Genomic DNA, 24021 nt, shown 5'->3' on the forward strand with positions numbered 1-24021 from the left:
CTATCGCACCGACCAAATATCTTTTTTTTCCTCAATGCCCAATCCAAACAGGGCAAAATCAAATCGCACAGGATCGTGGGGATCAAATTGTCTGAGCGCTTCAGTGAGTTCCATTGCGGTTTGCCAGTCAACCTGACGTCGCTGAATCAGCCCCAGCCTGCGCGCTACCCGTTCGACATGTACGTCACACGGACAAATAAGCTCTGATGCTTCAATACGATTCCACAATCCAAAGTCTACACCCCGGTTATCTTTACGCACCATCCACCTGAGAAACATATTAATCCGTTTGCATGCACTTTTTCGGGCAGGTGTGGCAATGTGCTTGCGCGTTCTGACGGGAAAATCAGGCAATGAAAAAAAATAATCGTGGAATCGCGACAACGATACTTCCATATCTGCAGCCGGCAGAAAGGCATCTTCAAGGCTATCATGATGGTTATAGTGGTGCCTGAAAAAGGCTATGAAATAAAGCAGGTCGGTGAAATTGAAGGTGCGGTGCACGAAACCTTCAAGGTTACGTAATTCCTCTTCGCTGTGATGAAGAACAAACTCATAGGGTTCATTGTCCATGCGTTCCATGAGTTCCATGGATTTGGATATGATGGTTTTGCGTTGCCCCCAGGCCATTATGGCCGCGAAAAATCCGGCAATTTCTATATCCTGTTTTTTAGTAAACTGGTGGGGAACGGAGATTGGATCATCCGGAATAAAACCGGGCACATTATACTCATCCGCCTTCTCATTCAGGAAATCGCCGATCTCTTCAAAATCCATTTTAAGGAATGAACGATATAGTCACACGGAAGCGTGCGTCGATGGCACCCAGCTGATCGTAGGCAGATCTTGAAATTTTAATAAGAATATTCCGGTTGGCTCCCGAATCCGGAAGCTTTCCAATAACGCGCACAAAAACCTCCTGCCCGTTCATTTCATTTCGAACCCGCATGATCGTACCCACTTTGGCAGTACGATGAAGTGCCAGATACTTCCTGTTGTTTGAAGATCCCTCTATAAGTTCGGCGAGTCCGTTCTCCTCAACCTCCTCGAAATTGGCATTTTCCCGTGACAACGGTGTGCCGGTGTCTGCATAAATAACCTCCGTTTCCTTTACCGGATCGGTTGCGGGCTCTTCCTTTGGTACTTTTTTACCCACGATCAACTGTTGTCCGATTGAAATATCATTAACCGAAAGATCATTCCATTCACGAAGTTGCTCAAGGGGCACTTCCAGTGTTCTGGAAATGGAATAAAGTGTTTCACCTGCCTTTACTACATGGTAAATATATTCGCCATTCTGAGATGGAGTGACAGCAATCACCTTTGAAGAAGAATCAGATGTTGTATTATCTGTGTCGGATGGATATATGATCAACTCCTGCCCGATATCCAGGATGTTGGTTGATATCCTGTTCCATTTCTTCACATCTTCCGAAGACACGCCATACGACCTCGAAATAGAATATAACGTTTCCTGAGGTTTCACAATATGAACAATTCGACCGTCTTCTGCGGGGACTTTTTCTACGGCCGAAGGGATTTTTAAAATCTCACCTATGTTCAGTCCGAATTCTGCCGACGGATTCACGCCAATAATTGCTTTAATGGCAACATTATACCGCCTCGAAAGAGAATACAGCGTTTCTTTTTCCTCTACCTGGTGAAGGATATAAACTTTATCACCAATTCTTTCGAGTCCGATAGAATCCTGAACACCTACCGATCGGGCATTGGTAAGGGATACTGACGCAAGGATGATGAGGAGCATTAAAAAAATTCGCATCTCTATTCTTTAGGTAAAGCGTAAACGAAAAAATGTCGCTTTTCTTTTACAAAGATAAGATTCTGTTTATAAAAGAGGAAGGGTGGGTCGGCAATTCCTTTTAGATCTTTTCCCAGAATTTCTTCCAGTCCGATATTCCCTGATCCGTTCATCGCTATAAGGTGCAGTGCAAGTTCCCTGCCACCTTTGGTGTAATAACTAAATACGATGAAATCATTGCCTTCCAGGTAATCGATTGCCCGAACGGGGGTTATTTCTCTTTGATCGTTCAGGTAATTTGCAATCTCATTGAAATAGTCGGTTCCCTCCATATAGTGCACCGGAATTTCAATTCCACCCGAATTCGACGTCTCTCCCGGTTTAGTCGCGATAACCGAACCCTGCCGGATATCTACAGAAACCCGGTTATTTTCCAAATCAGAACAAACAAAGGAATTCTCCTGTCGACCTTCAAAACGAAGATCCGCTTTCCGCCAAAGTATGCTTCCTTTGGCAACTGAAAATAAAGTCAGCGAAGATTTGTCAGGGTTAAGGTTTTCATCATATTCCTGTATCAGCAGAAGTTCTGAATTAACATAAACAACCTGGCTGAACCAGGGTGGATTATCAATCGGTAAATGCGTGATGTGCAGGGTACTCAGCGAAACCGAATAATAATCAAGGGATTCGGTTTCCGGATTGCGGGTTTCAATGAGCAGGCTATCCTGTGAATCCAGGGCATAAATGTTCCACACATCCTGATCGAAACTCTCTGAAAATTTAACAGCCCATTTTCCCACTTGAATTTTTCTGTGTTAATTTATCGTTTACCAAAAATAAAGGCTTCATTGCAAACCATAATGTTCAGACAGCTATTATTACTTTTATTTCTTCTCATCCCGGTTTGGAGTCAGGCCCAGGACGAAAAGCCACTTGTCATGACGTTGGATATTCGCGATGATATAGATCCGCGGATGAACCGATATGTTTCTCTGGCATTGGATCATGCAAAAGAAATTGAGGCAGATATCATCATCATTCACATGGACACATATGGTGGTGCAGTTACAGACGCGAAAGATATCGTAGAGAATATTCTGGCCTTTGAAAAGCCTGTTTGGGTATTTATTGATAAGGACGCCGCCTCGGCAGGGGCACTGATTTCCATTGCTTGCGACAGTATTTATATGGCTCCCGGATCCAGTATCGGTGCGGCTACGGTTGTTACGATGGATGGTGCGGCAGCCCCCGACAAATATCAATCCTATATGCGCGGAACCATGCGTTCACTTGCGGATGAAAAGGGACGAGATCCGCGAATCGCAGAAGGCATGGTCGATGAATCAATTGAGATTGAAGGTGTGACCAAGGCTGGTGAAGTTATCACTTTTTCCACCTTTGAAGCTATTGAATTTGGATTTTGCGAGGGCAAGGTGGATAACATCGACGAAATTCTCACAAAAAATGGTATCGTTGATTATGAGTTGGTAGCATTTGAACTGCCCGGCAGTGAACGCATTATTGCCTTCTTTTTGAATCCTGTGGTAAGCGGTCTGCTCATTCTGATCATTATCGGAGGCATCTGGTTTGAATTGCAAACACCCGGAATCGGCTTTCCCATAGCTGCTGCCGTAGTAGCAGCGATCCTTTATTTTACACCCTACTACCTTAACGGGCTGGCAGCGAATTGGGAGATCATTTTATTTTTCCTCGGAATTATTTTGATCCTGCTGGAGGTCTTTGTAATCCCCGGGTTCGGCATTGCGGGAATAAGCGGAATTATCCTGACACTCGGATCGCTGATCCTTGTAATGGTGAATAATGACCTGTTCGACTTCTCGTTCGTGGGAATTGGTGATCTGGCAGCCGCCGCAGCGGCAGTACTGGTCGGAACATTGGGTGGTATGGTTGTTCTGTTTATCCTTGGCATTCGATTCACCGAAAGCAAGGCGTTTTCCCGCGTCGCCCTGATGGAGACAATGGCTAAAAGCGAGGGTTATGCAAGCAAATTCAGAGAAGATTCCCTTACCGGAGCAGTTGGAACGGCTTACACGGTTCTTCGTCCCAGCGGGAAAGTTCAGGTGGGTGATGAAATCTACGATGCCTATACCCGCGGAGAATACATCGATAAAGGCAGGGAAATTGAGGTAATTGAAGATGCCGGTGCTTCCCTAAAAGTTCGTGAAAGGATGAAAGCATGAAAATAACAGGAATCATCCCGGCCAGGTATGAGTCTTCTCGTTTGCCCGGAAAAGCACTCGAAATGATTGGAGACAAGCCCATGATCATGCATGTTTATGAGCAAGCCATAAAAGCCGAAATGATCAGCAAGGTTGTGGTGGCAACCGACGATCACCGAATTCTGGATGTCTTGCTTGAGGCCGGTATACCTGTGGTTATGACCGCCAGAAGTCATAAAAGCGGGACAGACCGATGTCATGAAGCTGTCACCCAACTAAATGAGGATGCCGAATACATTGTAAATATTCAGGGTGATGAGCCTTTCATTGATCCTGCCCAAATCGATTTGCTGGCACGCCTCTGTAATGGCAAAAATGAAATCGCAACCCTGGTCACCCGGCTTCAGGACGACAGTGATCTTCAAAATCCAAATATCGTGAAAGTAGTCCGGTCGATATCCGGAAAGGCCCTCTATTTCAGCCGCTCCCCCATTCCCTATTTCAGGGACCCGGAATCTTCTGAATGGACCTCCCAGTTCACATACTGGCGGCATCTTGGAATGTATGCATATCGCAGAGACATATTGCAAGAGATAAGCGCGCTAAAGTCAGGAAAGCTGGAATCGGCAGAATCCCTTGAACAACTACGGTGGCTTGAGAATGATTTCTCCATTGTAACTGCCGATACGGGAATTTCCACACTGGGTGTGGATACACCGGATGATCTGGAAAAAGCACGAAAGATCTGGGAAGGAAAACAAAACTGAGCCAAATCGGTTGTAGAGCTAGAAAAACGAATCGACATGCATGAAATTCTGGTAGTCTGCGGAACAAATCGTAATGAATCTGTTTCCATGCAGATGGCACAATACTATGTGGAACTCCTGAAAAAATCGGGCATTACAGCCGGACTTATCGATCTGAAGGATTTACCGGAGGATTTCGCCTTTTCGGCACTTTACGAGAATTCGGGTAAAAATAAAGCCTTTAATCCACTCAGGGATGAAATGCTTCATGCCAAAAAGTTTGTGTTCATCGTACCCGAATACAATGGCTCCTTCCCCGGAGTATTGAAAACTTTTATCGATGGTCTCCAGTATCCGCTAACCTTCAGGGACAAAAAGTGCGCACTGGTAGGAATCTCTTCTGGAAATCAGGGCGGCGGACTTGCACTGAGTCACCTGACCGATATCCTCAATTATTGTGGCACCCATGTGCTGGCACTTAAACCGAAGCTGGCCTTTATTGAAAAACACTTTAAAGAAGGCATGATCCAAAACCCACTTTACCAGGAATTGCTTGAGACACAGGTTCAAAAACTGATAGAATTTTAAGGCGCCTCGATCCACAATTCAACCGGACAATGATCCGAGCCCATGAACTCAGGTCTGATCACAACATCGTCGATCTTTGGTAGTATATTCTCACTGGCCAGGAAGTAATCAATCCGCCACCCAACATTTCGGGATCGCGCATTGAACATATAGTTCCAATAAGTGTAGGCCCCTTCCTGATCCGGATACAGATGTCTGAATACATCAATAAAACCATTTTTGATAATATTCGTCAACCCATCAATTTCCTGCTGGGTATAACCGGATGACTTATTATAATTCTGCTTTGGACGGGCAAGGTCAATCTCACTGTGCGCCACATTCAGGTCGCCGGCAACAATTACCGGTTTTGATGCTTCCAGTGCCTTGAGGTACTGTAAGAAGTCACGATCCCATTCCTGACGGTAGTCCAGTCGTTTTAACCCCTGTCCGGAATTGGGAGTATATACATTTACCAGAAAGAAATCACCAAATTCAGCAGCCAGCACACGTCCTTCCTGGTCATGTTCTGCCATACCCATGTCTTCCTGAATGCCAATAACCGGAATTCTTGAAATCACCGCAGTGCCACTGTATCCTTTCCGCGCCTTAGATTCATTAGCATATATCTCAAAACCACTATCCAGTGAAACCAATGCCTCCTTTACTTCATCGGCAGTTGCCTTGGTCTCCTGAAGGCATAGCACATCACTGTTAAGTTCATTGAAGCTCGATTCAAACTCCTTTTTCATAATGGCACGTATGCCATTCACATTCCAGGTTGCCAGTTTAATTTTACTCATACCTCGAAGATGCCGTATGTGGTACTAAATATCAAGTTTCGGGGAATACTCCTGATCTCTTTTTTGCAGCAAATACATAAGTTTCCGCGTCACCTGCCCAACATTGCCATCTGAGACGGGGCTATGATCAATCCGGGAAACAGGCAAAATTCGCTTAATGGTGGAAGTAATGAACACCTCGTCTGCCTCTTTCAGGAATTGAAGACTGAAATCTTCGGCTCTTACCTCCATAATTCCAGATGCTATTTCCAAAACCCTTTTACGTGTTATTCCATGTAAAATATCTGAAACAGGCGTATACAGGATATCATTTGAAATGCAAAAGACATTACTGCGTGTGCATTCAGACACAGCTCCCCAGAAATGATATAGAATCTCGGTTGCTCCCTGCCGCTTCATTTCCGGAGCCATATATACGGCATTCATGTAATTCACCGACTTAAATGTGGCCAGCTCCCTGCGATATTCCAAACTGATAATAGATGTTCCGTTTTCATACAATAAGGGGTTCGGTTCGCTGAAACGCTCCTGGGTTATAATAATATTTGCCTCTGACGGGGTGAACCCATCGGGCGATGATCCACCCGTAACTACAATACGAATTCCGGAAGCCCCTTTTAAGTTGTTGGCCTCAACAAGCTGCTGAATTTGTTGAATCAGGGTATTCTTATCCTGGTTGATGACAAGATTCAATCCCCTGATTCCCGTAAACAGCCGGTCGGCATGATCCTGGAGGTAGAGGCAAGTATTGTCTTTGACGCGAAAAAAATCGAAAAGGCCATAACCACGGCGCAGCGTGAGATCATTCACAGGAATGAACGCGGATTCCTGCCTGACCAGGTTTCCATTCAGCAAACAAAACATAGGCAATCAATTAATCGCAAGTGATTGACCAAATTATGTATTAATTACAAATATTCTATTGATGGGCTTCTTTAATGTATGCCCAGCCGTCATTCTGTTTCATGACGATTTCCATTATGCCGTCAGGGACAGTTCCAACCCCGGGAATGAGGTCTGCTTTTGTCTTTCCGTACTTCTTCAATGTCATTTCACACACATAGAAGTTTACGTTCGGTTTTGCGAGGAGCGCGGAGATTTCCGGGGCGACGGTTGACTTCTCGGGCAGGAGCATAGGAAGTGATTTACCATAGGAAACCAATTCAAATTGTGCATTGGGGTAGGCATCGGTCATTAGCTGCAGATGACGGATAGCCGACTGGTGCGTGCCATCATCAGCCGATGTGATATCGAAAACAATGCGTATGGGTTTCTCCTGGGCAGATGCGCTGATGGCGACAATAAAAATAAAAGCGAAAATGAAATATAGTCGGTTCATGGAAGGTAAAGTTTAATGTAAAAAAGAATTCCAGTGCAGACACTGGAATTCCCTGTGTTAGATTCTAGCCTCCGGCATATATATAGCCGCAGTTATGCTCATGTGCTCGTCCGAGTGCCCAAACACCCGAAGGAACCACCTGAATACCGGGAAGTACTCCCGAAATCCAGTCCTTCGTGACTTCTTCCGGGTTCATATTCATTTGCTGGGCAACAGCTCCGCTGTAAACAGATATCGCCAGTTCGCAAACACAATACATGATTCCCCGATCTATTTGCTTCTTGATACCATCGATCACCGGCAACGGCATATCTCCTTCCTGGGGCTCATAATACGGATTGCGGAGCGAAGGTTTTGATGTTTTTTGATCATTCATGTTGAACACCTGGCCAAAGTTATACTTTTGCCACAGTCTGTCTTCCATGGCCAGCGGAATGGCATTGTGGCGAAGAACCACTACCGCGGTCATATCTTCATCCGCGGTTCCTGTCTGGTTATTAGTCATGTAGAAAGCCCATGGCCAGATTATTGGAAATCCGTCATGGATTTCAGGAGCATCATAAACGATCCTGTGATCGCCTTTCACGCCTTCAAACCATGCATCTGCAGCATGTGCCGATTTTTTTACCGGCTTGGCATTCGCCTGTGATAGAAAAGGAACGGTCATACCGGTAAGACTTGCCGTAGCAGCGAGCGTACCAATGAATTTCCTTCTTGATTTTACATCTGATGTTAGCATTTTTTTGGTTGTTTTGGTTAGTCTGATAAGTACCTGAAAATGATACCACTATATAAAGTAACGACTTTCAATCCTGAAGTAATAACACGATTGTTTCAAAAACTACCATAATTTGCCCACTTGAAATCACCATCAGACTACATGTGAGGAGGAACCCTGTTGTTAATTTTTACGGTTCTTTACCCGACGAACAAACTTTAGGGCAGACCAGACCTCGTCTACGGAGCAAACTTTTACATCCACCAGGTCGGTGGTCAGCAGAATCTCACGGACGAGTTCCCTGTTGAGATCACCCGGCACGCGCGCCGACTTTTTTGGCCAGCTCACCCAAAGCATTCCCGAATCGGGCAGGACTTCCATACAGGCCGGCAGCATTTCGTATAGGGTGTCTGATTGTGTGACGAAGAGATGGATATAATCAGCATCATCATGACCATCAGACCAACGTATGTCATCCAACTGATGCAAGGCGTCAGTTAAGACCGGTGGTGCATTAATAATCCAGGTCACAGAACCCGGTTTTACACCCAGTTTTTCCAGCAGGGTTGGCATTTACATAATATCGTCATAACACGGTCAAAATGCAACTCTAATGGAGTACGTAGAAATAAAAAAAGCCCCGTCTCCGGGGCTTTTAATGATAGCATAATGAATTATCCGTTTATTCGGTCGAGTACATCCATCACCTCCTGAACATGATCTCGCGAAACATTCAATAATTCCTTCTCAGCATCAGTGAGCTGAAGTTCAATAACCTTTTCAACACCGTTCTTGCCAAGTATAACCGGTACGCCCAGGTAGCAGTTATCAATACCATACTCGCCTTCGAGTTTGATACATACCGGGAATACCCGACGCTGGTCCTTCACAATAGCTTCCACCATTTGCGCTGCAGCTGATCCGGGTGCGTACCACGCAGAAGTACCCATTAATTTAACGAGTTCACCTCCACCTGTTTTTGTGCGTTCAATAATCGCATTAAGTTTATCTTCGTCGATAAGTTCCGTAACAGGAATACCACCAACTGTAGTATACCGTGGAAGAGGCACCATCGTATCTCCATGACCGCCCATCAGTACTGCCTGGATATCCTTTGGCGAAACATCCAGCGCTTCTGCAAGGAAAGAACGATAACGTGCTGTGTCAAGAATTCCAGCCATTCCCATTACACGGGTCCGTGGAAGTTTAGATGTCAGGTGAGCCTGATATGTCATTACATCCAACGGATTTGAAACGACGATTATGATGGCATCGGGTGAATGCTTTACAACATTTTCGGTGACTGACTTAACGATTCCGGCATTGGTTTCGATAAGGTCATCACGCGACATTCCAGGTTTACGGGGTAAGCCGGAGGTAATTACGACAACATCGGAACCGGCTGTCTTTGTGTAATCATTTGTTGAACCGATCGTACGGGTATCATAGAGATTGATCGGCGATTTTTCCCATATGTCAAGTGCCTTGCCTTCAGCGATACCTTCCTTGATATCTACAAGCACGACTTCATTGGCCACCTCTCTGTATGCCAAAACATCGGCACACGTCGCACCAACATTCCCTGCTCCCACAACAGTAATTTTCATAACGGATTTATGTTTTAAATGTGAATAAAAAAGCAATTTTTCAGGAAGACAAATTTAAGCAATCGCATTCATATGCCTAAATCTGCGGGAAGTTTAATTCAGGGCCTTTCTTTTCCGTATATCTGTGACAAGTGGAAAAACCCGAATGATGACCGGTATGCCTTGAAAAGGTTTGAATTGTATTCATTATACATCATTGCCAGCTCCTTCAGCATTTTGGTTTTTACGCGAGCGTGGTTTTCAAATATTGAGAAAATATTATCCTGCGGTATGACATAAAACTGGGCTGATTCGGAAATCACTATGGCATTCAACTGTCGCTTTGAATTTTCGAGAAGACAACTTTCTCCAAGTACGTTTCCCCCCTTAACCGAAGTGAGACTTTCAAAAGAGTCATTCACATCGATATTGAGCAAAACTTCACCCCTTTTCAGTAAATATAGCGCATGACTGGGATCATCACGGAAGAATACGACCTCATCCTTTTGAAAATTCCTTTCATGCATGAAGGGAAGAAAATAAGACATCTCCTTGAAGGTGAGATTCTTGAAGAGGCGAATTCCCGATAAAAAATTGAAAATCCGTAGTTCGTATGTCGTGTAGGTTTTTTTAAACGGATTTATCATTGTCTATGATGATATTGAAACGCCTGGTAGTGTGCTGCGTAACCTTTGCCATTTCTGAGATCCGCAATCCAACAACCCAGACAATTTCGCCATTGGATTCAAGCACGCACACACGCTGTTTCAAGTTTAACGGAATTTTCTCATCTATCATAAGGTCACTTACCTTTTTTTTGCCCTTCATTCCCAATGGAATGAAGTGGTCTCCCTCCTCCCATTTTCGGAGAATGAGCGGTTCCCGAAGCCGTTCAATATCAAAAGAAGCCTGCATAGGTCCCTTCAGTACCGGCTCAAAACCTGGTTCAATGAAGGCCTGTATCTTTCCAAGATCATGTTCATAATGAGCATCGGAAAGATCAATTCGCAACGGTATGATTTCTGTTGGAGATTTGGAAATGATCAAATATTCTCTGTCCAGGTTCAAACGGAAATCCGAAGTAATGAAAATCTGTGAGTGGTCATTTCGCCCAATACATTCGAGTAGATCCTGGTTTTGTGAAATCGTCAATCCATATGGCGCCAGCAAAACTTCAGTAACAGCAAGATTTGTGTCCCTGAATGCATCCCGATGAATGTATATATCCTCTCCCTGTTTATGCTGATAAGCATTGATGCGTTCAGCTGCTTCCTGAAGCAGAACAGATTCGGCATCCATGAGTCGAAGGTGTGTGGCTCTGTAAGTTTCAATAACCGAGGGGTTAAGCTCCTCAAGCTTCGGAATTATATGATGACGAATATAATTTCGGGTGTAATGGTCGGAGGCATTGGAAACATCTTCGCGCCATTGAACATTCTTCAAGCGCGCATATGACTCGATTGAATTACGCGAAGTATGCAGAAGAGGCCTGAATATCCGATCATGCAGCGGCTTTATGCCACGCAATCCGGCAATGCCAGTGCCCCTGGATAAATTTAACAGTGTGGTTTCAAGGGCGTCATTCAGGTGATGCGCAGTGACCAGATAGTTGAATCCTTCCTTCTCGAGAAGTTCATACATCCAGGCATACCGAAGTTCCCTGGCTGCCATCTGAATGCTGATCTTTTTCTCTTCGGCATAAGTTCTGGTTTCAAACTGCACAGAAAAAAAGGGGACGTCACGGGATCGGGCAAGTTTCTGAACAAATTGTTCATCCTTTTCCGAGTCTTCACCCCGAAGCATAAAATTCACATGGGCTATGGCAAAGTCAAACGACTCTCCCGCCAGTAAATCGATCAGCACTGCTGAATCAATGCCTCCGCTCACAGCCACCAGCAAGCGATCTGATTTTTTTATTTTACACGCATGGAACAATTCGAGAAATGAACCAGGAAGCATGGTATGAATTTTGTTTAACTTTGACCCTGATGAACGCCGGTAAAGTTACCATATTAATATTAACCTCTCTACTCCTTTTCTCCAGTTCCATGGCCCAGGCACAGCGGAAGGTTGAATTGGTTCAGGCTGATACCTCCTACGGCGGCCTCAGAGATGGGGTAAGATACCGGAATGTGGTGGGAAATGTCGTTTTTGTTCAGAACGAAACTACAATCTACTGTGACACAGCTGTCCTCTATAATGAAACCAACCGGATAGAAGCTCGAAGTAATGTGAGAATCGTAGAGGGTGACTCGGTCACTATTGTGGCAGGCCGACTTATTTATGAAGGCAATGAAAAGATCGCCCGCCTTCGGAAAAATGTGGTTTTTACAAAGCTCGGACAGGCAACGCTGTATACCGATAATCTGGATTACGACCGCATAAACCAGGAAGCGCGTTATTTCCAGGGGGGAAAGCTTGTTGACAGCACCAACGTTCTTACCAGTGATAAAGGGTATTATCTGGTAAATACAGGAATGGCATCCTTCAAAAAAAAGGTTGTTGGAGTCAATCCGGAATATACACTCCGGTCAGACACCCTGCAATACAATACCCGAAGTAATATCATGTATTTCCGGGCTCCTACCGAACTAACGGATAAAGAGGGGAATGTATTTGAGTATGACCAGGGGGAATATGACACGCGAAAAAAGAGCTCCGATCTTCGACTGGGTGAAGTAGAGACGAAATCATATTTTATCAATGCCCGGCGTATGCTGCTTGACGATCTCCGAAAGTTTTACCTGGGAAAGGACCGGATCCATCTTGTTTCGAAGCAGGAAAATGTGATCATCGATGGTGATGACGGATACTATGATAAGGCGAATGGAATTGCCAAGGTTTATGGAAATGCGGTCATGAAACGACCCCTGGGTGAAGATACCCTTTACCTTCGTGCTGATACGCTGGTGGCTGTTGAAAGTGATGATCCTTCAAAAGAGCGAATCCTTGCTTATCCCAACGTAAGGATCTTTAAAAATGACCTGCAGGGACGATCAGATTCACTGGCATATATGAATGCCGACAGCCTGATAATATTCTACTCCGATCCTGTGCTATGGACGGGTGAAAACCAGATTACTGCCGATACCATTGAAGTAGAAATTCATGACAATTCCATCGATAAAATGTTTCTGAATTTCAATTCATTTGTGGTAAGCCGGGATTCAATCAACAATTACAACCAGATCAAAGGCCGGAATATGATCGCCCTCTTTCGGGAGAGCGCAATCAGCAAAGTGGATGTGGATGGTAATGCGGAGAGTCTCTTCTATGCACTTGATGAGACAGAATCCTACCTGATGGGGATGAATAAGAGCATTAGCAGCAGTATGCGGATCCATTTTAAGCTGAACCGTGCCGATAATGTATCATTTTTTGTGAAGCCTGATGCGCACATGATTCCACCTCACGAGCTTACATCAGAGATGCAAAGACTTCCGGGATATTCCTGGAGAATTGCCGAACGGCCGGCAAAAGAGGATGTTGCAAGAGAGGAGGACCTGGTTTCGCCCATAAAACCTGATGTAAAACCTGTGCAGGAGAAGCCTGATATCCTGAAAGAAAAATCATCCCTGCAGAAAAAAGAATAATTCTTTTTTTATTGTCCGCCACCACAACCAAATTGTCCTTTGCAGTGTCAAACAGATGATCCAGTCATTAGCAGTTTTGCAATGGCAACAGCTTTTTGCGGATTCATTTTAAAATTATTGTATCAAATACTGAAATACATTGATTTTATGTGAATTCACTATGTTAAAAATGAGGATATTTTGTATCTTCCTTAACGAATTTGATAAAACGTACGTATATACATATATATTATGTTTGCCTATGAATAAACTTTACTTCCTGTTAGTATTGTTTCTCGCCTCCCACATTATCAGCGCCCAGGAACTTCAGGTCGTAGAAAATTCTATTGTCCATACCGGACGGATTGGATCCGTAATGAAAGTGCCGGTTACACTGGTGAACACATCTGATCGTCCCATTTATGTTGCTATAAAACGAACCAACAAGGTAATTGGCACAAGCCAAAAATCTTATTTCTGCTGGGGCAATGAATGCTACAGTGAGGAAACCGACAAGTTACCATTATCCAAGAGACTTGAGCCAGGAGAAAAATCAAGTGCATTTGTAAGTGTACTGGAGGCTGGACTTGCTGAAGGAATCAGTACGGTAAATTATCAAATATATAATCGGGACAATCCGATGGATTACGTAGAATACGAAATAACCTATTCAGTTGAAGACAAAGTAGCGGAACGGTTCATTTATGAGTCACGCGCCATAAGAATCAACGATGTTTATCCGAATCCGGTGACTGAATTTGCATTTATTGATTATAATATCCTGGACAGGGACGTAGAGGCCAAGGTTGTTATACACAATGTATTGGGGAGTGCAGTCGCGGAGTATGATCTTCCCTACCTTGAAACAAGGGTGAAGGTGAATGCCGATGAATTTAATGCCGGCGTATATTTTTATACCCTGTATGTCGACAATGAAGGTGTCATGTCGAGAAAACTTATTGTTCGAAAATAATCGCCGCCCCGGGCACTAAATAGTACTTTAATCCTGTTATCCAATCCGACACAGACATTCTTCATTGATAATTGTCGTTAACTAGTTATATTTGCAGCCTTATGCGTAAAAGGGTCCTATTTTATATTATTTCAGCAAGCATTGCGATTACACTTTTTTCAGCGTGCGGTAAATTCCGTGCTATCGAAAAAAGTGAAGACTGGCGGGTGAAATATGAGGCGGGTCTGGAATATTACGAAAACAAGGACTATTACCGTTCCTCAACACTTTTCGAACAAATTTTACCCATCGTCAGGGGTCTTCCGGAAGGTGAGAAGGTACAGTTCTATTATGCATACTCCCAGTATTATCAGCGACTATACGACCTGGCTTCGCACCACTTCAAGGTCTTTTACGAGACTTACGGAAGAAGTGAGTTTGCCCAGGAGGCTGCATATATGTATGCCTATTCACTCTATGCAGCCTCGCCGACTTACAATCTGGATCAAACCAACAGTATTCAGGCCCTCATGGCGATGCAGCAATTCATTAACCGTTATCCGACCAGTGAATTTGTTGACGACGCTTCGAATGTGATTAATGATGTGCAGGTACGACTGGAGAGAAAGGGGTATGAAAATGCCAAACAATATTATCGTTTGGAAAATTACAATGCGGCAGTCATTGCGTTTCAGTCATTTTCAGAGAATTTCCCTGATTCTGAATACAATGAGGAGCTGTCTTACCTAAAATTCATGGCTCAGTATAAGTATGCTGAGAAAAGTATTTCAATCCGACAGCTGGAACGTTTTCGTGAAGCCAATCAATATTACCAGGATTTCATTGATAATTATCCGGAATCAGAATACATAAAAGAGGCTGAAAGGAAATATGCTGACAGCCTGGAGAAAATAACAGAATTAGCTAAAAATTAAATATATGGTTACTCAAGCATCGATTATTACGCGTGACATGGCTGAGATTTCAGAAAAGACAGGAAACATTTATGAGTCTGTCGCGATCATCTCACAAAGGGCACGTCAGATAACTATTAATGTTAAGGAAGAACTTAACAGCAAACTGGCAGAATTTGCCTCTACCGTGGATAACCTCGAAGAAATTTTTGAGAACCGCGAACAAATAGAGATCTCAAAATTCTATGAGCGCATGCCTAAGCCAACCTCACTAGCAATTGAGGAATTCGTAGAAGACAAGGTTATGTTCCGTGAAAGGGATCAGGATCCTGCCGGTGCACTTGAATTATAATTCAATATGCTTCGCGGAAAGCGTATTTTATTAGGCGTATGCGGAAGTATCGCAGCCTATAAGGCCGCATACCTTACGCGCCTGCTTGTGGGGGAAGGTGCTGAAGTGAAAATAATCATGACAGCTTCTTCCCGCACTTTTATTACCCCACTAACACTTGCTACCCTATCTAAAAATCCTGTTCTGACGGATTTTGAAAAGAATGATTCGGGCGAATGGAATAATCACGTGGAACTGGGCCTCTGGGCTGATCTTATGGTAATCGCGCCCGCGAGCGCGAATACCCTGGCAAAGATGGCAAGCGGATTGTGTGATAACCTATTGCTGGCAACATATCTTTCTGCCAAATGTCCGGTCGTAATTGCTCCTGCTATGGACCTGGATATGTATGCTCATCCATCCACTACCTCAAATATCAATACACTTAAAAGTTACGGCAATGAGATCATTGCTGCGGAATTTGGTGAATTAGCAAGTGGTTTGGTGGGAAATGGACGAATGGCTGAGCCCGAGACAATCGTGACAGTCATCAGCGACACGCTTAAAAAAAAAAGTCCGCAGAATAAACCCCTCCAAGGAAAACAAGTCCTGATTACAGCCGGTCCCACACACGAAGCCATTGACCCGGTACGCTTTATTGGCAATCACAGTTCCGGTAAAATGGGTTTCGCCATTGCTCAGGCTTGCGCTGATGCGGGAGCTCATGTCACCTTGGTTACTGGTCCAACTTCTCTCTCCATACAGAATCCTTCTGTGCATGTGATCAGGGTGGTGAATGCAAGTGATATGTATGACGCAGCAGCCTCTGTATTTGATCATGCAAATATCATTATCCTGGCGGCAGCCGTCGCAGATTACAAACCAGCCAAAACTGCCGAACAAAAAATTAAGAAAACCGAAGGATCACTTTCACTTGAGTTAACCAAAACAGTGGACATTGCAGCAAAACTGGGAGCTAAAAAGAAAGAAGGTCAGATTATCGTGGGGTTTGCGCTCGAAACGGAGAATGAAAAAAGCAATGCGGCTGGAAAGTTGAAAAAGAAGAACTTTGACCTGATTGTTTTAAATTCTCTGAACGATGCCGGGGCCGGATTTGGTCATGATACCAATCAGATTACAATTTTAGACAAGCACAATCATCAACAGACCTTTCCGTTAAAAAGTAAAACAGAGGTTGCTCATGATATTCTTGATGCGATCATTAAATTTAACGTATGAGATCAGTTATCGCAGGTCTATTCATATTTCTTCTCACGGTTTCCCCCCTTACCGGGCAGGAACTCAACTGTCGTGTTTCGGTAAATGCTGAACAGGTACAAACTTCAGACCGGCAAATATTTGAAGATATGGAAACTGCGCTCGAACAGTTTCTGAATAACACACAATGGACCAGTGATGTGTTTGAGCCCTCCGAAAGGATCGGATGTAATATTATCATTACCCTTCAGAATACTCCTACACTCGGTTATTTCTCAGGAACTACCCAGATTCAATCAGCCCGCCCTGTTTTCAACAGCAACTATGAATCCATCCTGCTGAATTTTGCCGACCGGGACTGGCAATTCGAATATATCGAATCAATGCCGTTAAACTTCAATGAGAATATTTTCACATCTAACCTGACTTCATTACTGGGATTCTATGCTAATATCATATTGGGCATGGATTATGACTCATTCGGCGAACTGGCCGGAAATCCTTTTTTCCAAAAGGCATTAAATATTGCCAATACAGCTCAGACATCCAACAGACCTGGATGGGACGCTCTTGGAAGTACCCGTAACCGGTACTGGCTGATAGAGAACATGACGAATCAGCAAATGCAATCGCTGAGAACAGGGTTCTATCGCTATCACCGTTTGGGACTGGATACATATATGCAAAGTGGTGATGATGCCCGCTCCACGATTCTTACGGTACTGAAAGACCTACAGCAGATTAAACAACAATATCCAAATTCAATATTTGTAATCAGTTTTCTCGACGCTAAAAGGGTCGAATTGATCAATATTTATTCGGAGGGTGAATTGAACACCCGGCGGCAGGCATTTGAGATCCTGGCCAACCTGGATCCGGCCAACCGGGCACAATATGAACAAATGCTGAAGTAATATGGCAAAACGTCAGGTTCGAATTAAATACCAGCATTTGAATGATAAACTTCCCGAATTTCTTGGGAAAAAAATTCATGTTATCATGAAAAATGGAAGTGTTATATTCATGAATCTGACGGAAATCAATGGTGATTCATTAAATGGCAGGAATATGCGCCTGGATAAGATGACAATCTCCATGCAAGAAATCGAAGAAGTGATCATCGATATAAATAGTTGAATGTTAACGAACCTGATCATAAAGAATTATGCGCTCATCCAACACCTGGAAATGCGCCCGGTGGATGGCCTGAATATAATTACAGGCGAGACCGGTGCTGGTAAATCCATAATGCTGGGAGCAGTTGGCCTATTGCTGGGAAACAGGGCAGATACGCGCGTTCTTTTTAATGAAGAGGCCAAATGTATCATCGAAGGCAGTTTCTCCATCGAAGATTACAATCTTCAGGGCTTCTTTAAAGTCCAGGAGCTTGACTACGAACCTGAAACCATAATCCGTCGGGAGATCAGTCCGTCGGGAAAATCACGTGCATTTATCAACGATACGCCGGTAACACTGGATGTACTTCGGACATTGGGAGATCAGCTCATGGATGTTCACTCACAGCATGAAACTCTACTCCTTGCAAAATCAGGATTTCAAATGGATCTGGTCGATGCTTTTGCCGGCATTCTGGACGAAAGGGCCGATTTCAGGAAGATCTACAGGGAGTACAAAAAGCATCAGGAAGAGCTTAAAAGACTTCTGGAAATACGCACCAAAAAAGAACAGGAGGCAGATTACAGGCATTTCATTCTTCAGGAATTGATTGATGCCAACTTACAATCTGGTGAACAGGAGGAACTGGAGCAGCAATTGACGGTACTGGAAAATGCCGAAGAAATTAAAAGTAATCTCACGGCAGCGAATAATATTCTTCAGGAAGATGAATATTCAGCCTTGCAGGCCATCAGACAGGCACAGCAATTTCTAAATTCCCTGCGCAAATTCTCTTCGGATTACGAGAGTATTTACGAGCGGATCAGGAGCGCATTCATTGAAATTGATGATCTGGCTTCGGAATTGGTTCGCCTCAATGATCTGGTCGAATTTGATCCTGAAAAGACCGAGATTATACAGCAACGACTGGGAAGCATCTATCAACTGCAGCAGAAACATCATGTCAATTCAATTGACGAATTGATCCGCATTCGTGAAGAACTTGATGCGGAAGCTTTTGAAAGCGGGACGATGGAAGAACGAATCGTTTCATTAGAGCGGTTACTGGAAGAACAAAAAATAGCGCTCAGCGCACGTGCTGAATCGCTTTCAAAAAAACGAGCTGATGTCCTGGAACCGCTCTCACATGAAATGCAGGAGCTGCTAAAAAAGGTTGGTATACCCGATGCGCGTATACGGATTGATTTAAAAACTGCTGCCGAAGAATTCACTGAATTCGGCAATGATGAGATTAATCTTCTATTCAGCGCCAATTTGGGTGTTGCCCCGCAGCAACTTTCAAAAGTTGCCTCTGGAGGTGAATTTTCCAGGCTAATGTTCTGCATCAAGCATATTCTGGCAGATAAGGTCGCCCTTCCCACCATTATTTTTGATGAGATTGATACCGGCATATCGGGGGAAATTGCTCTTCGGATGGGTGAAATGATGAAGTTCATGTCTAAAAATCACCAGGTTATTGCCATCAGCCACCTGCCACAGATTGCCGCTCGTGCGGAACGACATTACTTTGTTTACAAAGACCGTGGTGAGAATTCAACCATCAGCAAAATCAGAATGCTGTCAGAGGAAGAGCGCACCATTGAAATTGCCAAGATGATCGGCGGCGACAGCCCAAGCGACACCGCATTACAAAATGCCAGGGAATTAATGACACACAACTAGCCATTGAATAGTACCAGGCATTCATACAGGCCCCTGATCAATTTAATTGCCGGACCCGTCGGAGGTTTCATTTTGTACCAGATAGTTCTCTATTTCTCCGCCGATGAAATGATGGCGCGAACGATCGGACTGGCCACCTGGATGGTTACATGGTGGATACTGGAATCTGTCCCGCTTCCGGTCACAGCCTTATTGCCGCTCATTATACTGCCACTTGCCAACATTTCTTCCATCGGGGAAGCGGCTTCTTCTTATGCAAATCCTGTGATTTTTCTTTTCATGGGAGGTTTCATGCTGGCACTGGCCTTACAAAAACACCGTTTACATGAACGAATTGCCCTTAATATTCTACGGTATACCGGCACAAGCGGTAACGGGATAATCCTGGGGTTTACCATCGCCACAGCCGTACTGAGCATGTGGGTGAGCAATACTGCCACGGCGGTAATGATGCTCCCGATCGCAATCTCCGTAACTGATCTTTTACTCGCAGATGCCAGACTGGATTCCGACGAAAGGAAATTTGCACTTGGACTAATGCTCTCCATTGCCTATGCGGCAAATATTGGTGGATTTATGACAATCATCGGAACGCCCCCCAACGTTGTGATGGCAGGCTATCTGAGCAAACTAGCGAATTATGAGATGTCTTTCTCCCGCTGGCTGCTGGTTGGTATTCCATGCGGAATTATGATGCTTACAGTAGTTTATCTGTTAACAACACGCATACTATTCCGGAATAATTTAAAGGCAGTATCTGGTAGCAGGCAACTGGTGAATAACAAACTTGCTGAACTCGGAGCCCTCAAACAGGAAGAGAAAGTCGTTATTGCCATTTTTGGAATGACCATTTTCGCATGGATGTTCAAGGCACAAATCAATTCATTGCTGGGAGCAAACCTTTTAACTGATCATGTGACTGCCATGGCGGGAGGAAGTGCAATGTTCATCATTCCATCCGGCATAAAGCCGGTGCGCACACTTCTCACATGGGACGATACACGTGATCTTCCCTGGGGTATACTGTTATTGTTCGGTGGGGGGATTTCTCTTGCCGCTGCCATGGAAAAAGTAGGGATCATTGAGCACATTGGCGCTTATGTGGCCAGTTATGATTCAATAAATAAACTCCTTTTGATTTTACTTGTAACCGCAATTGTTTTGTTCATGACCGAACTTATGAGCAATGTGGCACTCGTTACAATAATGCTCCCCGTTCTTATCGCCGTGGCTGCCGGTATGGGTGAAGACCCCCTGCGTCTGGTGATCCCTGCCACGATGGCCTCCAGCTGTGCCTTTATGATGCCCATCTCCACACCGCCCAATGCCATTGTTTATTCGAGCGGGTATATTCGGATTAATGATATGATGCGCGCAGGATTCTTGCTCAATTTGATCGCAGTGATCATTTTATCTGTTTTTACCTACTACCTGGTTCCCTTTTTATCCTAACCCGTATAAAATGAAAACCTCCCGGACGGGACCGGGAGGTATAGTTTAAAAAATTACATACCAGAACCTTCCAGAAAAATTACAACCAACAACCACTACAAAATTGGAAAGTAAGAAGGTTTGTGTCCGTATGTACTTACATAATCATCAATCCACGTTATCGTGTAAGAATCGATTGTTTCCAAGTATCTGATTGTCATCATTCAGATTGTACTTGGAGACATGAGGTTCTGAAGAATGGGGGACCGACTGAAATCGTACCTGCTTACGCAAATATGCTGGTACGTCCAGGCGTTCTTTAAATTCATCAGGTCTCATTTCAACACGTCCCGAAGCATGCAGTTTTTCAATACGTTTATTTGCCTGCTCCTGGAGTCGTTCCTTTGTATTATTAATATCCATCATTCCATCATTGCTGAAGAAATCATCGTCTGACGAAATATCAGTTACTTCCATCTCATCCTCTTCAGAAAAAAGTGAGTCTTCACCTTCATCATCACCAAAGTCTGCATCATCAGTAATTGCCGGCTTATGATTTTCTATTGTAAAATGATAGAAGCGCTCACCTAACTCCGGTTTTTCCTTTTCCTCCAATTTTTCCTCAGCCTCCTCTTCCTTGTGCTTCAGGATCATTTCCTGCGAATCGCTTGGATTATCATCAAAAATGGTTGTCTGCTGTTGAACCGGCTTTTCAAGGTCCATAACTGTCCGTTTTATTTCATACTCACGGCCTCCATTTCCTGTAACCTCATGGTCAAAACCGGTGGCAATCACGGTCACCCTGATATAATCTTCCAGCTCCGGATCCACACCATGACCAAATATTACTTCGGCATCATCACCCGCTTCCATCTGAATATATTCGGTGATCTCAGTAAGTTCATCCATCTGTAGTTCGGCCTGCTCACCCGAGATAATGGAAAGAAGTATCTTTTGAGCACCCATGATGTCCCGGTTATCCAGCAACGGTGACGACAATGCTTCTTCAGCCGCTCTGCGTGCCCTGTTCTCACCCTTGGTCTGCGATGATCCCATAACCGCCGCGCCTGCATTATGCATTACGGTACGGACATCCTGAAAATCGACGTTCACATATCCTGCCACGGTGATGATTTCAGCTATTCCTTTGGCCGCAGTAGTAAGGATGTTATCAGCTTGTCCGAAAGCATTTCCAATAGAAAGGTTTCCGTAAATCTCTCTGAGTTTATCATTGAGGATCACAAGAACAGTATCGCAGTTTTCCTTGAGCTCATCAATCCCCCGCTGGGCAGCGCCAAATTTCTTTTTACCCTCAAAAGAGAAGGGCGCCGTCACGATTCCCACAGTCAGGATATCCATTTCCTTGGCAATCTTGGCAATCACGGGAGCAGCACCTGTTCCGGTTCCACCTCCCATTCCGGCAGTGATAAAGACCATTTTTGTGTCATGGCCGAGCAGATCGCGAATATCTTCACGGCTCTCCAAAGCGGCATTCTTTCCAACATCAGGATTGGCTCCTGCACCAAGACCTTCGGTGAGGTTGGCGCCGATCTGAAGCTTATTTGGAACAACGCTCGCTTTCAAAGCCTGAGCATCGGTGTTACATACCACAAATTCAACATCCTTTATTCCCTGGTTGAACATGTGGTTTACAGCATTACTGCCTCCTCCACCAACACCAATCACCTTAATGATCGATTTATGGTGTTTTGGCAAATCAAATTTATAGGCGTTTTCAGACATAATATTGTGTATTTAGTGGTTGTTGATTCAAAAAATTAGTAGTCGGATCTTGTATCAAAATCATCAATAAGCAGCCCTTTAGTCTTATTCAGGATCTTGGAGAAAAAGTCTGATCCGGATGGACGTACTTTCTTATTATCGTGTTGCTTTCCACGAGCCGTAACTTCCTTGTACCTGTTTTCCCTTTCGTCGATAGCCCTGAAGCCCGACAACACAAGACCTACGGAAGTGGCATACATCGGACTCTTCACCGATTCAGTCTTGCTCTTACCCAGGTGTTCATTCGGGTAACCAATACGGGCATCCATGCCTGTCATATATTCAACCAGCTGTTTCAGGTTAATGAGTTGTGATCCGCCACCGGTTATCACAATCCCTCCTGCCAGCCTGTTCTCATATCCGGAAGTAACGATTTCAGTATGAATCAGCTCAATGATCTCTTCCATACGCGCCTCAATAATGTGGGCGAGGTTTTTTACGGAGATTTCCTTTGGCGGACGGTTACGAATCCCGGGAATTGAAACGATTTCATTCGGACTTGCATCCTCGGCAATGGCACGGCCGAATTTGGTTTTCAGTAATTCTGCCTGGTGCTGCATGACCTGGCATCCCTGCTTAATATCGGATGTGATAATATTGCCGCCAAATGGAATTACCGCAGTATGTCGGATAATATTATCGTGAAAGATCGCAATATCTGTAGTACCGCCTCCGATATCCACCAGGCAAATACCAGCTTCCTTCTCCTCTTCGCTTAACACGGCAAGACTCGAGGCAAGCGGCTCTAATATCAGGTTTTCAATTTCAAGACCGGCCCGGCGCACACACTTGTTAATATTGTTGATCGCATTTGTCTGGGCAGTGATGATATGAAAATCTGCTTCAAGCTTCACGCCAGACATACCCACCGGGTCCTTGATACCGTCCTCATAATCCACTGTATAATCCTGAGGCATCACGTGAATGATCTCGCTGCCCGGTGGAATTACGATGCGGTACATATCGCTGTTCAGGCGATTGATGTCTTCAATAGTAATTTCATCATCTTTTGTGGAACGTGTAATACTTCCGTGATGAATGGAACTCTTAATGTGCTGGCCGGCAATCCCAACGTTCACTACGTTGATCTCGATTCCCGACTGTTCTTCGGCCTCCCGTATGGCCTTCTCAATTGCATTGACTGTCTTGTCGATATTGGTTACAATACCCCGTATTACGCCGTCAGAATCGGCCTTTCCCATGCCAAGCACTTCCAGTTTACCAAACTCGTTCTTTCTGCCAACAATCGCACAAATTTTGGTTGTGCCGATGTCCAGTCCAACTACGATCTTGTCATTTTCCATGGTTGTTAATTGTTATT

At 44.3% G+C, this 24021-nt stretch carries 25 protein-coding genes; 12 read left to right on the forward strand and 13 right to left on the reverse strand.

Annotation, left to right across the window (positions count from 1 at the left end):
* From LDX50_RS03415 to LDX50_RS03425, 3 genes are read right to left on the reverse strand one after another with little or no spacing between them, the layout of a single operon-like run.
* Complete coding sequence (locus LDX50_RS03415) at positions 1-777, reverse strand: TIGR02757 family protein (protein ID WP_225697007.1); 777 nt, start codon at positions 775-777, stop codon at positions 1-3.
* Between the two features lies 1 nt (position 778).
* On the reverse strand, positions 779-1783 hold the full coding sequence (locus LDX50_RS03420) for a LysM peptidoglycan-binding domain-containing protein (RefSeq protein ID WP_225697008.1): 1005 nt from the start codon (positions 1781-1783) through the stop codon (positions 779-781).
* 2 nt (positions 1784-1785) lie between these two features.
* Entirely contained in the window at positions 1786-2562 is a 777-nt protein-coding gene (locus tag LDX50_RS03425; RefSeq protein ID WP_225697009.1) for a hypothetical protein, read from the reverse strand.
* A gap of 60 nt (positions 2563-2622) precedes the next feature.
* On the opposite strand from LDX50_RS03425, the gene LDX50_RS03430 reads away from it, so the two are divergent.
* From LDX50_RS03430 to LDX50_RS03440, 3 genes are read left to right on the forward strand one after another with little or no spacing between them, the layout of a single operon-like run.
* Entirely contained in the window at positions 2623-3963 is a 1341-nt protein-coding gene (locus LDX50_RS03430) for an NfeD family protein (protein ID WP_225697010.1), read from the forward strand.
* Positions 3960-4709: a 3-deoxy-manno-octulosonate cytidylyltransferase gene (kdsB, locus tag LDX50_RS03435; protein WP_225697011.1), complete on the forward strand. Its 750-nt coding sequence runs from the start codon at positions 3960-3962 to the stop codon at positions 4707-4709. Before LDX50_RS03430 ends, kdsB begins: the two co-directional genes overlap by 4 nt.
* A 36-nt stretch (positions 4710-4745) precedes the next feature.
* On the forward strand, positions 4746-5276 hold the full coding sequence (locus tag LDX50_RS03440) for an NADPH-dependent FMN reductase (protein WP_225697012.1): 531 nt from the start codon (positions 4746-4748) through the stop codon (positions 5274-5276).
* Here the strand turns inward: LDX50_RS03440 and LDX50_RS03445 are convergent.
* The 8 genes from LDX50_RS03445 to tilS all read right to left on the reverse strand — a co-directional run bounded on the left by LDX50_RS03445 (position 5273) and on the right by tilS (position 11660).
* Positions 5273-6058: an exodeoxyribonuclease III gene (locus tag LDX50_RS03445; protein ID WP_225697013.1), complete on the reverse strand. Its 786-nt coding sequence runs from the start codon at positions 6056-6058 to the stop codon at positions 5273-5275. The genes LDX50_RS03440 and LDX50_RS03445 overlap by 4 nt on opposite strands.
* A 24-nt stretch (positions 6059-6082) precedes the next feature.
* Positions 6083-6922 (reverse strand): aminotransferase class IV, encoded by an 840-nt coding sequence (locus LDX50_RS03450; protein ID WP_225697014.1) that lies wholly within the window; start codon positions 6920-6922, stop codon positions 6083-6085.
* A gap of 55 nt (positions 6923-6977) precedes the next feature.
* Positions 6978-7397: a DsrE family protein gene (locus LDX50_RS03455; RefSeq protein ID WP_225697015.1), complete on the reverse strand. Its 420-nt coding sequence runs from the start codon at positions 7395-7397 to the stop codon at positions 6978-6980.
* Positions 7398-7461: 64 nt separating this feature from the next.
* The gene (locus LDX50_RS03460) at positions 7462-8136 is read right to left on the reverse strand and encodes a twin-arginine translocation signal domain-containing protein (RefSeq protein ID WP_225697016.1); all 675 of its coding nucleotides are present in this window, start codon (positions 8134-8136) and stop codon (positions 7462-7464) included.
* 162 nt (positions 8137-8298) lie between these two features.
* Entirely contained in the window at positions 8299-8688 is a 390-nt protein-coding gene (locus tag LDX50_RS03465; protein WP_225697017.1) for a DUF3052 domain-containing protein, read from the reverse strand.
* A gap of 101 nt (positions 8689-8789) precedes the next feature.
* Positions 8790-9722, reverse strand: a complete 933-nt coding sequence (gene mdh / locus LDX50_RS03470; RefSeq protein WP_225697018.1) for a malate dehydrogenase — start codon at positions 9720-9722, stop codon at positions 8790-8792.
* 98 nt (positions 9723-9820) lie between these two features.
* Positions 9821-10348: a Crp/Fnr family transcriptional regulator gene (locus LDX50_RS03475; protein ID WP_225697019.1), complete on the reverse strand. Its 528-nt coding sequence runs from the start codon at positions 10346-10348 to the stop codon at positions 9821-9823.
* Entirely contained in the window at positions 10332-11660 is a 1329-nt protein-coding gene (tilS, locus tag LDX50_RS03480; protein ID WP_225697020.1) for a tRNA lysidine(34) synthetase TilS, read from the reverse strand. The genes LDX50_RS03475 and tilS overlap by 17 nt, the downstream gene beginning before the upstream one ends.
* Positions 11661-11689: 29 nt before the next feature.
* Here tilS and LDX50_RS03485 point away from each other — a divergent pair, with 29 nt between their 5' ends.
* From LDX50_RS03485 to LDX50_RS03525, 9 genes are all read left to right on the forward strand, one after another.
* Complete coding sequence (locus LDX50_RS03485; protein ID WP_225697021.1) at positions 11690-13294, forward strand: OstA-like protein; 1605 nt, start codon at positions 11690-11692, stop codon at positions 13292-13294.
* 241 nt (positions 13295-13535) lie between these two features.
* Positions 13536-14246, forward strand: a complete 711-nt coding sequence (locus tag LDX50_RS03490; protein WP_225697022.1) for a T9SS type A sorting domain-containing protein — start codon at positions 13536-13538, stop codon at positions 14244-14246.
* Between the two features lie 101 nt (positions 14247-14347).
* A complete protein-coding gene (locus tag LDX50_RS03495; protein WP_225697023.1) occupies positions 14348-15160 on the forward strand; it encodes an outer membrane protein assembly factor BamD in 813 nt (270 codons plus the stop codon).
* A 4-nt stretch (positions 15161-15164) separates the two neighbouring features.
* Positions 15165-15491: a DNA-directed RNA polymerase subunit omega gene (locus LDX50_RS03500; RefSeq protein WP_225697024.1), complete on the forward strand. Its 327-nt coding sequence runs from the start codon at positions 15165-15167 to the stop codon at positions 15489-15491.
* 6 nt (positions 15492-15497) lie between these two features.
* Positions 15498-16709 carry a bifunctional phosphopantothenoylcysteine decarboxylase/phosphopantothenate--cysteine ligase CoaBC gene (gene coaBC / locus LDX50_RS03505; protein ID WP_225697025.1) on the forward strand — a complete coding sequence of 404 codons (1212 nt, stop codon included), beginning with the start codon at positions 15498-15500 and terminating at the stop codon, positions 16707-16709.
* Complete coding sequence (gene porD / locus LDX50_RS03510) at positions 16706-17602, forward strand: type IX secretion system protein PorD (RefSeq protein ID WP_225697026.1); 897 nt, start codon at positions 16706-16708, stop codon at positions 17600-17602. The genes coaBC and porD overlap by 4 nt, the downstream gene beginning before the upstream one ends.
* A gap of 1 nt (position 17603) precedes the next feature.
* Positions 17604-17825 (forward strand): hypothetical protein, encoded by a 222-nt coding sequence (locus LDX50_RS03515; protein WP_225697027.1) that lies wholly within the window; start codon positions 17604-17606, stop codon positions 17823-17825.
* Positions 17826-19487, forward strand: a complete 1662-nt coding sequence (recN, locus tag LDX50_RS03520; protein ID WP_225697028.1) for a DNA repair protein RecN — start codon at positions 17826-17828, stop codon at positions 19485-19487. It abuts the gene before it with no gap.
* 3 nt (positions 19488-19490) lie between these two features.
* Positions 19491-20939, forward strand: a complete 1449-nt coding sequence (locus LDX50_RS03525) for an SLC13 family permease (RefSeq protein ID WP_225697029.1) — start codon at positions 19491-19493, stop codon at positions 20937-20939.
* Positions 20940-21086: 147 nt separating this feature from the next.
* Here LDX50_RS03525 and ftsZ read toward each other — a convergent pair whose 3' ends face one another.
* Positions 21087-22661, reverse strand: a complete 1575-nt coding sequence (gene ftsZ / locus LDX50_RS03530) for a cell division protein FtsZ (RefSeq protein WP_225697030.1) — start codon at positions 22659-22661, stop codon at positions 21087-21089.
* A gap of 35 nt (positions 22662-22696) precedes the next feature.
* Entirely contained in the window at positions 22697-24004 is a 1308-nt protein-coding gene (gene ftsA / locus LDX50_RS03535; protein ID WP_225697031.1) for a cell division protein FtsA, read from the reverse strand.
* Between the last annotated feature and the right edge of the window lie 17 nt (positions 24005-24021).

It is taken from the genome of Fulvivirga sedimenti, assembly GCF_020328055.1.

What these genes read in the sequence shown, in the direction of transcription:
- LDX50_RS03415 (WP_225697007.1), bottom strand. Translation starts at nt 777, where the DNA reads ATGGATTTTGAAGAGATCGGCGATTTCCTGAATGAGAAGGCGGATGAG.
- LDX50_RS03420 (WP_225697008.1), bottom strand. Translation starts at nt 1,783, where the DNA reads ATGCGAATTTTTTTAATGCTCCTCATCATCCTTGCGTCAGTATCCCTT.
- LDX50_RS03430 (WP_225697010.1), top strand. Translation starts at nt 2,623, where the DNA reads ATGTTCAGACAGCTATTATTACTTTTATTTCTTCTCATCCCGGTTTGG.
- kdsB (WP_225697011.1), top strand. Translation starts at nt 3,960, where the DNA reads ATGAAAATAACAGGAATCATCCCGGCCAGGTATGAGTCTTCTCGTTTG.
- LDX50_RS03440 (WP_225697012.1), top strand. Translation starts at nt 4,746, where the DNA reads ATGCATGAAATTCTGGTAGTCTGCGGAACAAATCGTAATGAATCTGTT.
- LDX50_RS03445 (WP_225697013.1), bottom strand. Translation starts at nt 6,058, where the DNA reads ATGAGTAAAATTAAACTGGCAACCTGGAATGTGAATGGCATACGTGCC.
- LDX50_RS03450 (WP_225697014.1), bottom strand. Translation starts at nt 6,922, where the DNA reads ATGTTTTGTTTGCTGAATGGAAACCTGGTCAGGCAGGAATCCGCGTTC.
- LDX50_RS03455 (WP_225697015.1), bottom strand. Translation starts at nt 7,397, where the DNA reads ATGAACCGACTATATTTCATTTTCGCTTTTATTTTTATTGTCGCCATC.
- LDX50_RS03460 (WP_225697016.1), bottom strand. Translation starts at nt 8,136, where the DNA reads ATGCTAACATCAGATGTAAAATCAAGAAGGAAATTCATTGGTACGCTC.
- LDX50_RS03465 (WP_225697017.1), bottom strand. Translation starts at nt 8,688, where the DNA reads ATGCCAACCCTGCTGGAAAAACTGGGTGTAAAACCGGGTTCTGTGACC.
- mdh (WP_225697018.1), bottom strand. Translation starts at nt 9,722, where the DNA reads ATGAAAATTACTGTTGTGGGAGCAGGGAATGTTGGTGCGACGTGTGCC.
- LDX50_RS03475 (WP_225697019.1), bottom strand. Translation starts at nt 10,348, where the DNA reads ATGATAAATCCGTTTAAAAAAACCTACACGACATACGAACTACGGATT.
- tilS (WP_225697020.1), bottom strand. Translation starts at nt 11,660, where the DNA reads ATGCTTCCTGGTTCATTTCTCGAATTGTTCCATGCGTGTAAAATAAAA.
- LDX50_RS03485 (WP_225697021.1), top strand. Translation starts at nt 11,690, where the DNA reads ATGAACGCCGGTAAAGTTACCATATTAATATTAACCTCTCTACTCCTT.
- LDX50_RS03490 (WP_225697022.1), top strand. Translation starts at nt 13,536, where the DNA reads ATGAATAAACTTTACTTCCTGTTAGTATTGTTTCTCGCCTCCCACATT.
- LDX50_RS03495 (WP_225697023.1), top strand. Translation starts at nt 14,348, where the DNA reads ATGCGTAAAAGGGTCCTATTTTATATTATTTCAGCAAGCATTGCGATT.
- LDX50_RS03500 (WP_225697024.1), top strand. Translation starts at nt 15,165, where the DNA reads ATGGTTACTCAAGCATCGATTATTACGCGTGACATGGCTGAGATTTCA.
- coaBC (WP_225697025.1), top strand. Translation starts at nt 15,498, where the DNA reads ATGCTTCGCGGAAAGCGTATTTTATTAGGCGTATGCGGAAGTATCGCA.
- porD (WP_225697026.1), top strand. Translation starts at nt 16,706, where the DNA reads ATGAGATCAGTTATCGCAGGTCTATTCATATTTCTTCTCACGGTTTCC.
- LDX50_RS03515 (WP_225697027.1), top strand. Translation starts at nt 17,604, where the DNA reads ATGGCAAAACGTCAGGTTCGAATTAAATACCAGCATTTGAATGATAAA.
- recN (WP_225697028.1), top strand. Translation starts at nt 17,826, where the DNA reads ATGTTAACGAACCTGATCATAAAGAATTATGCGCTCATCCAACACCTG.
- ftsZ (WP_225697030.1), bottom strand. Translation starts at nt 22,661, where the DNA reads ATGTCTGAAAACGCCTATAAATTTGATTTGCCAAAACACCATAAATCG.
- ftsA (WP_225697031.1), bottom strand. Translation starts at nt 24,004, where the DNA reads ATGGAAAATGACAAGATCGTAGTTGGACTGGACATCGGCACAACCAAA.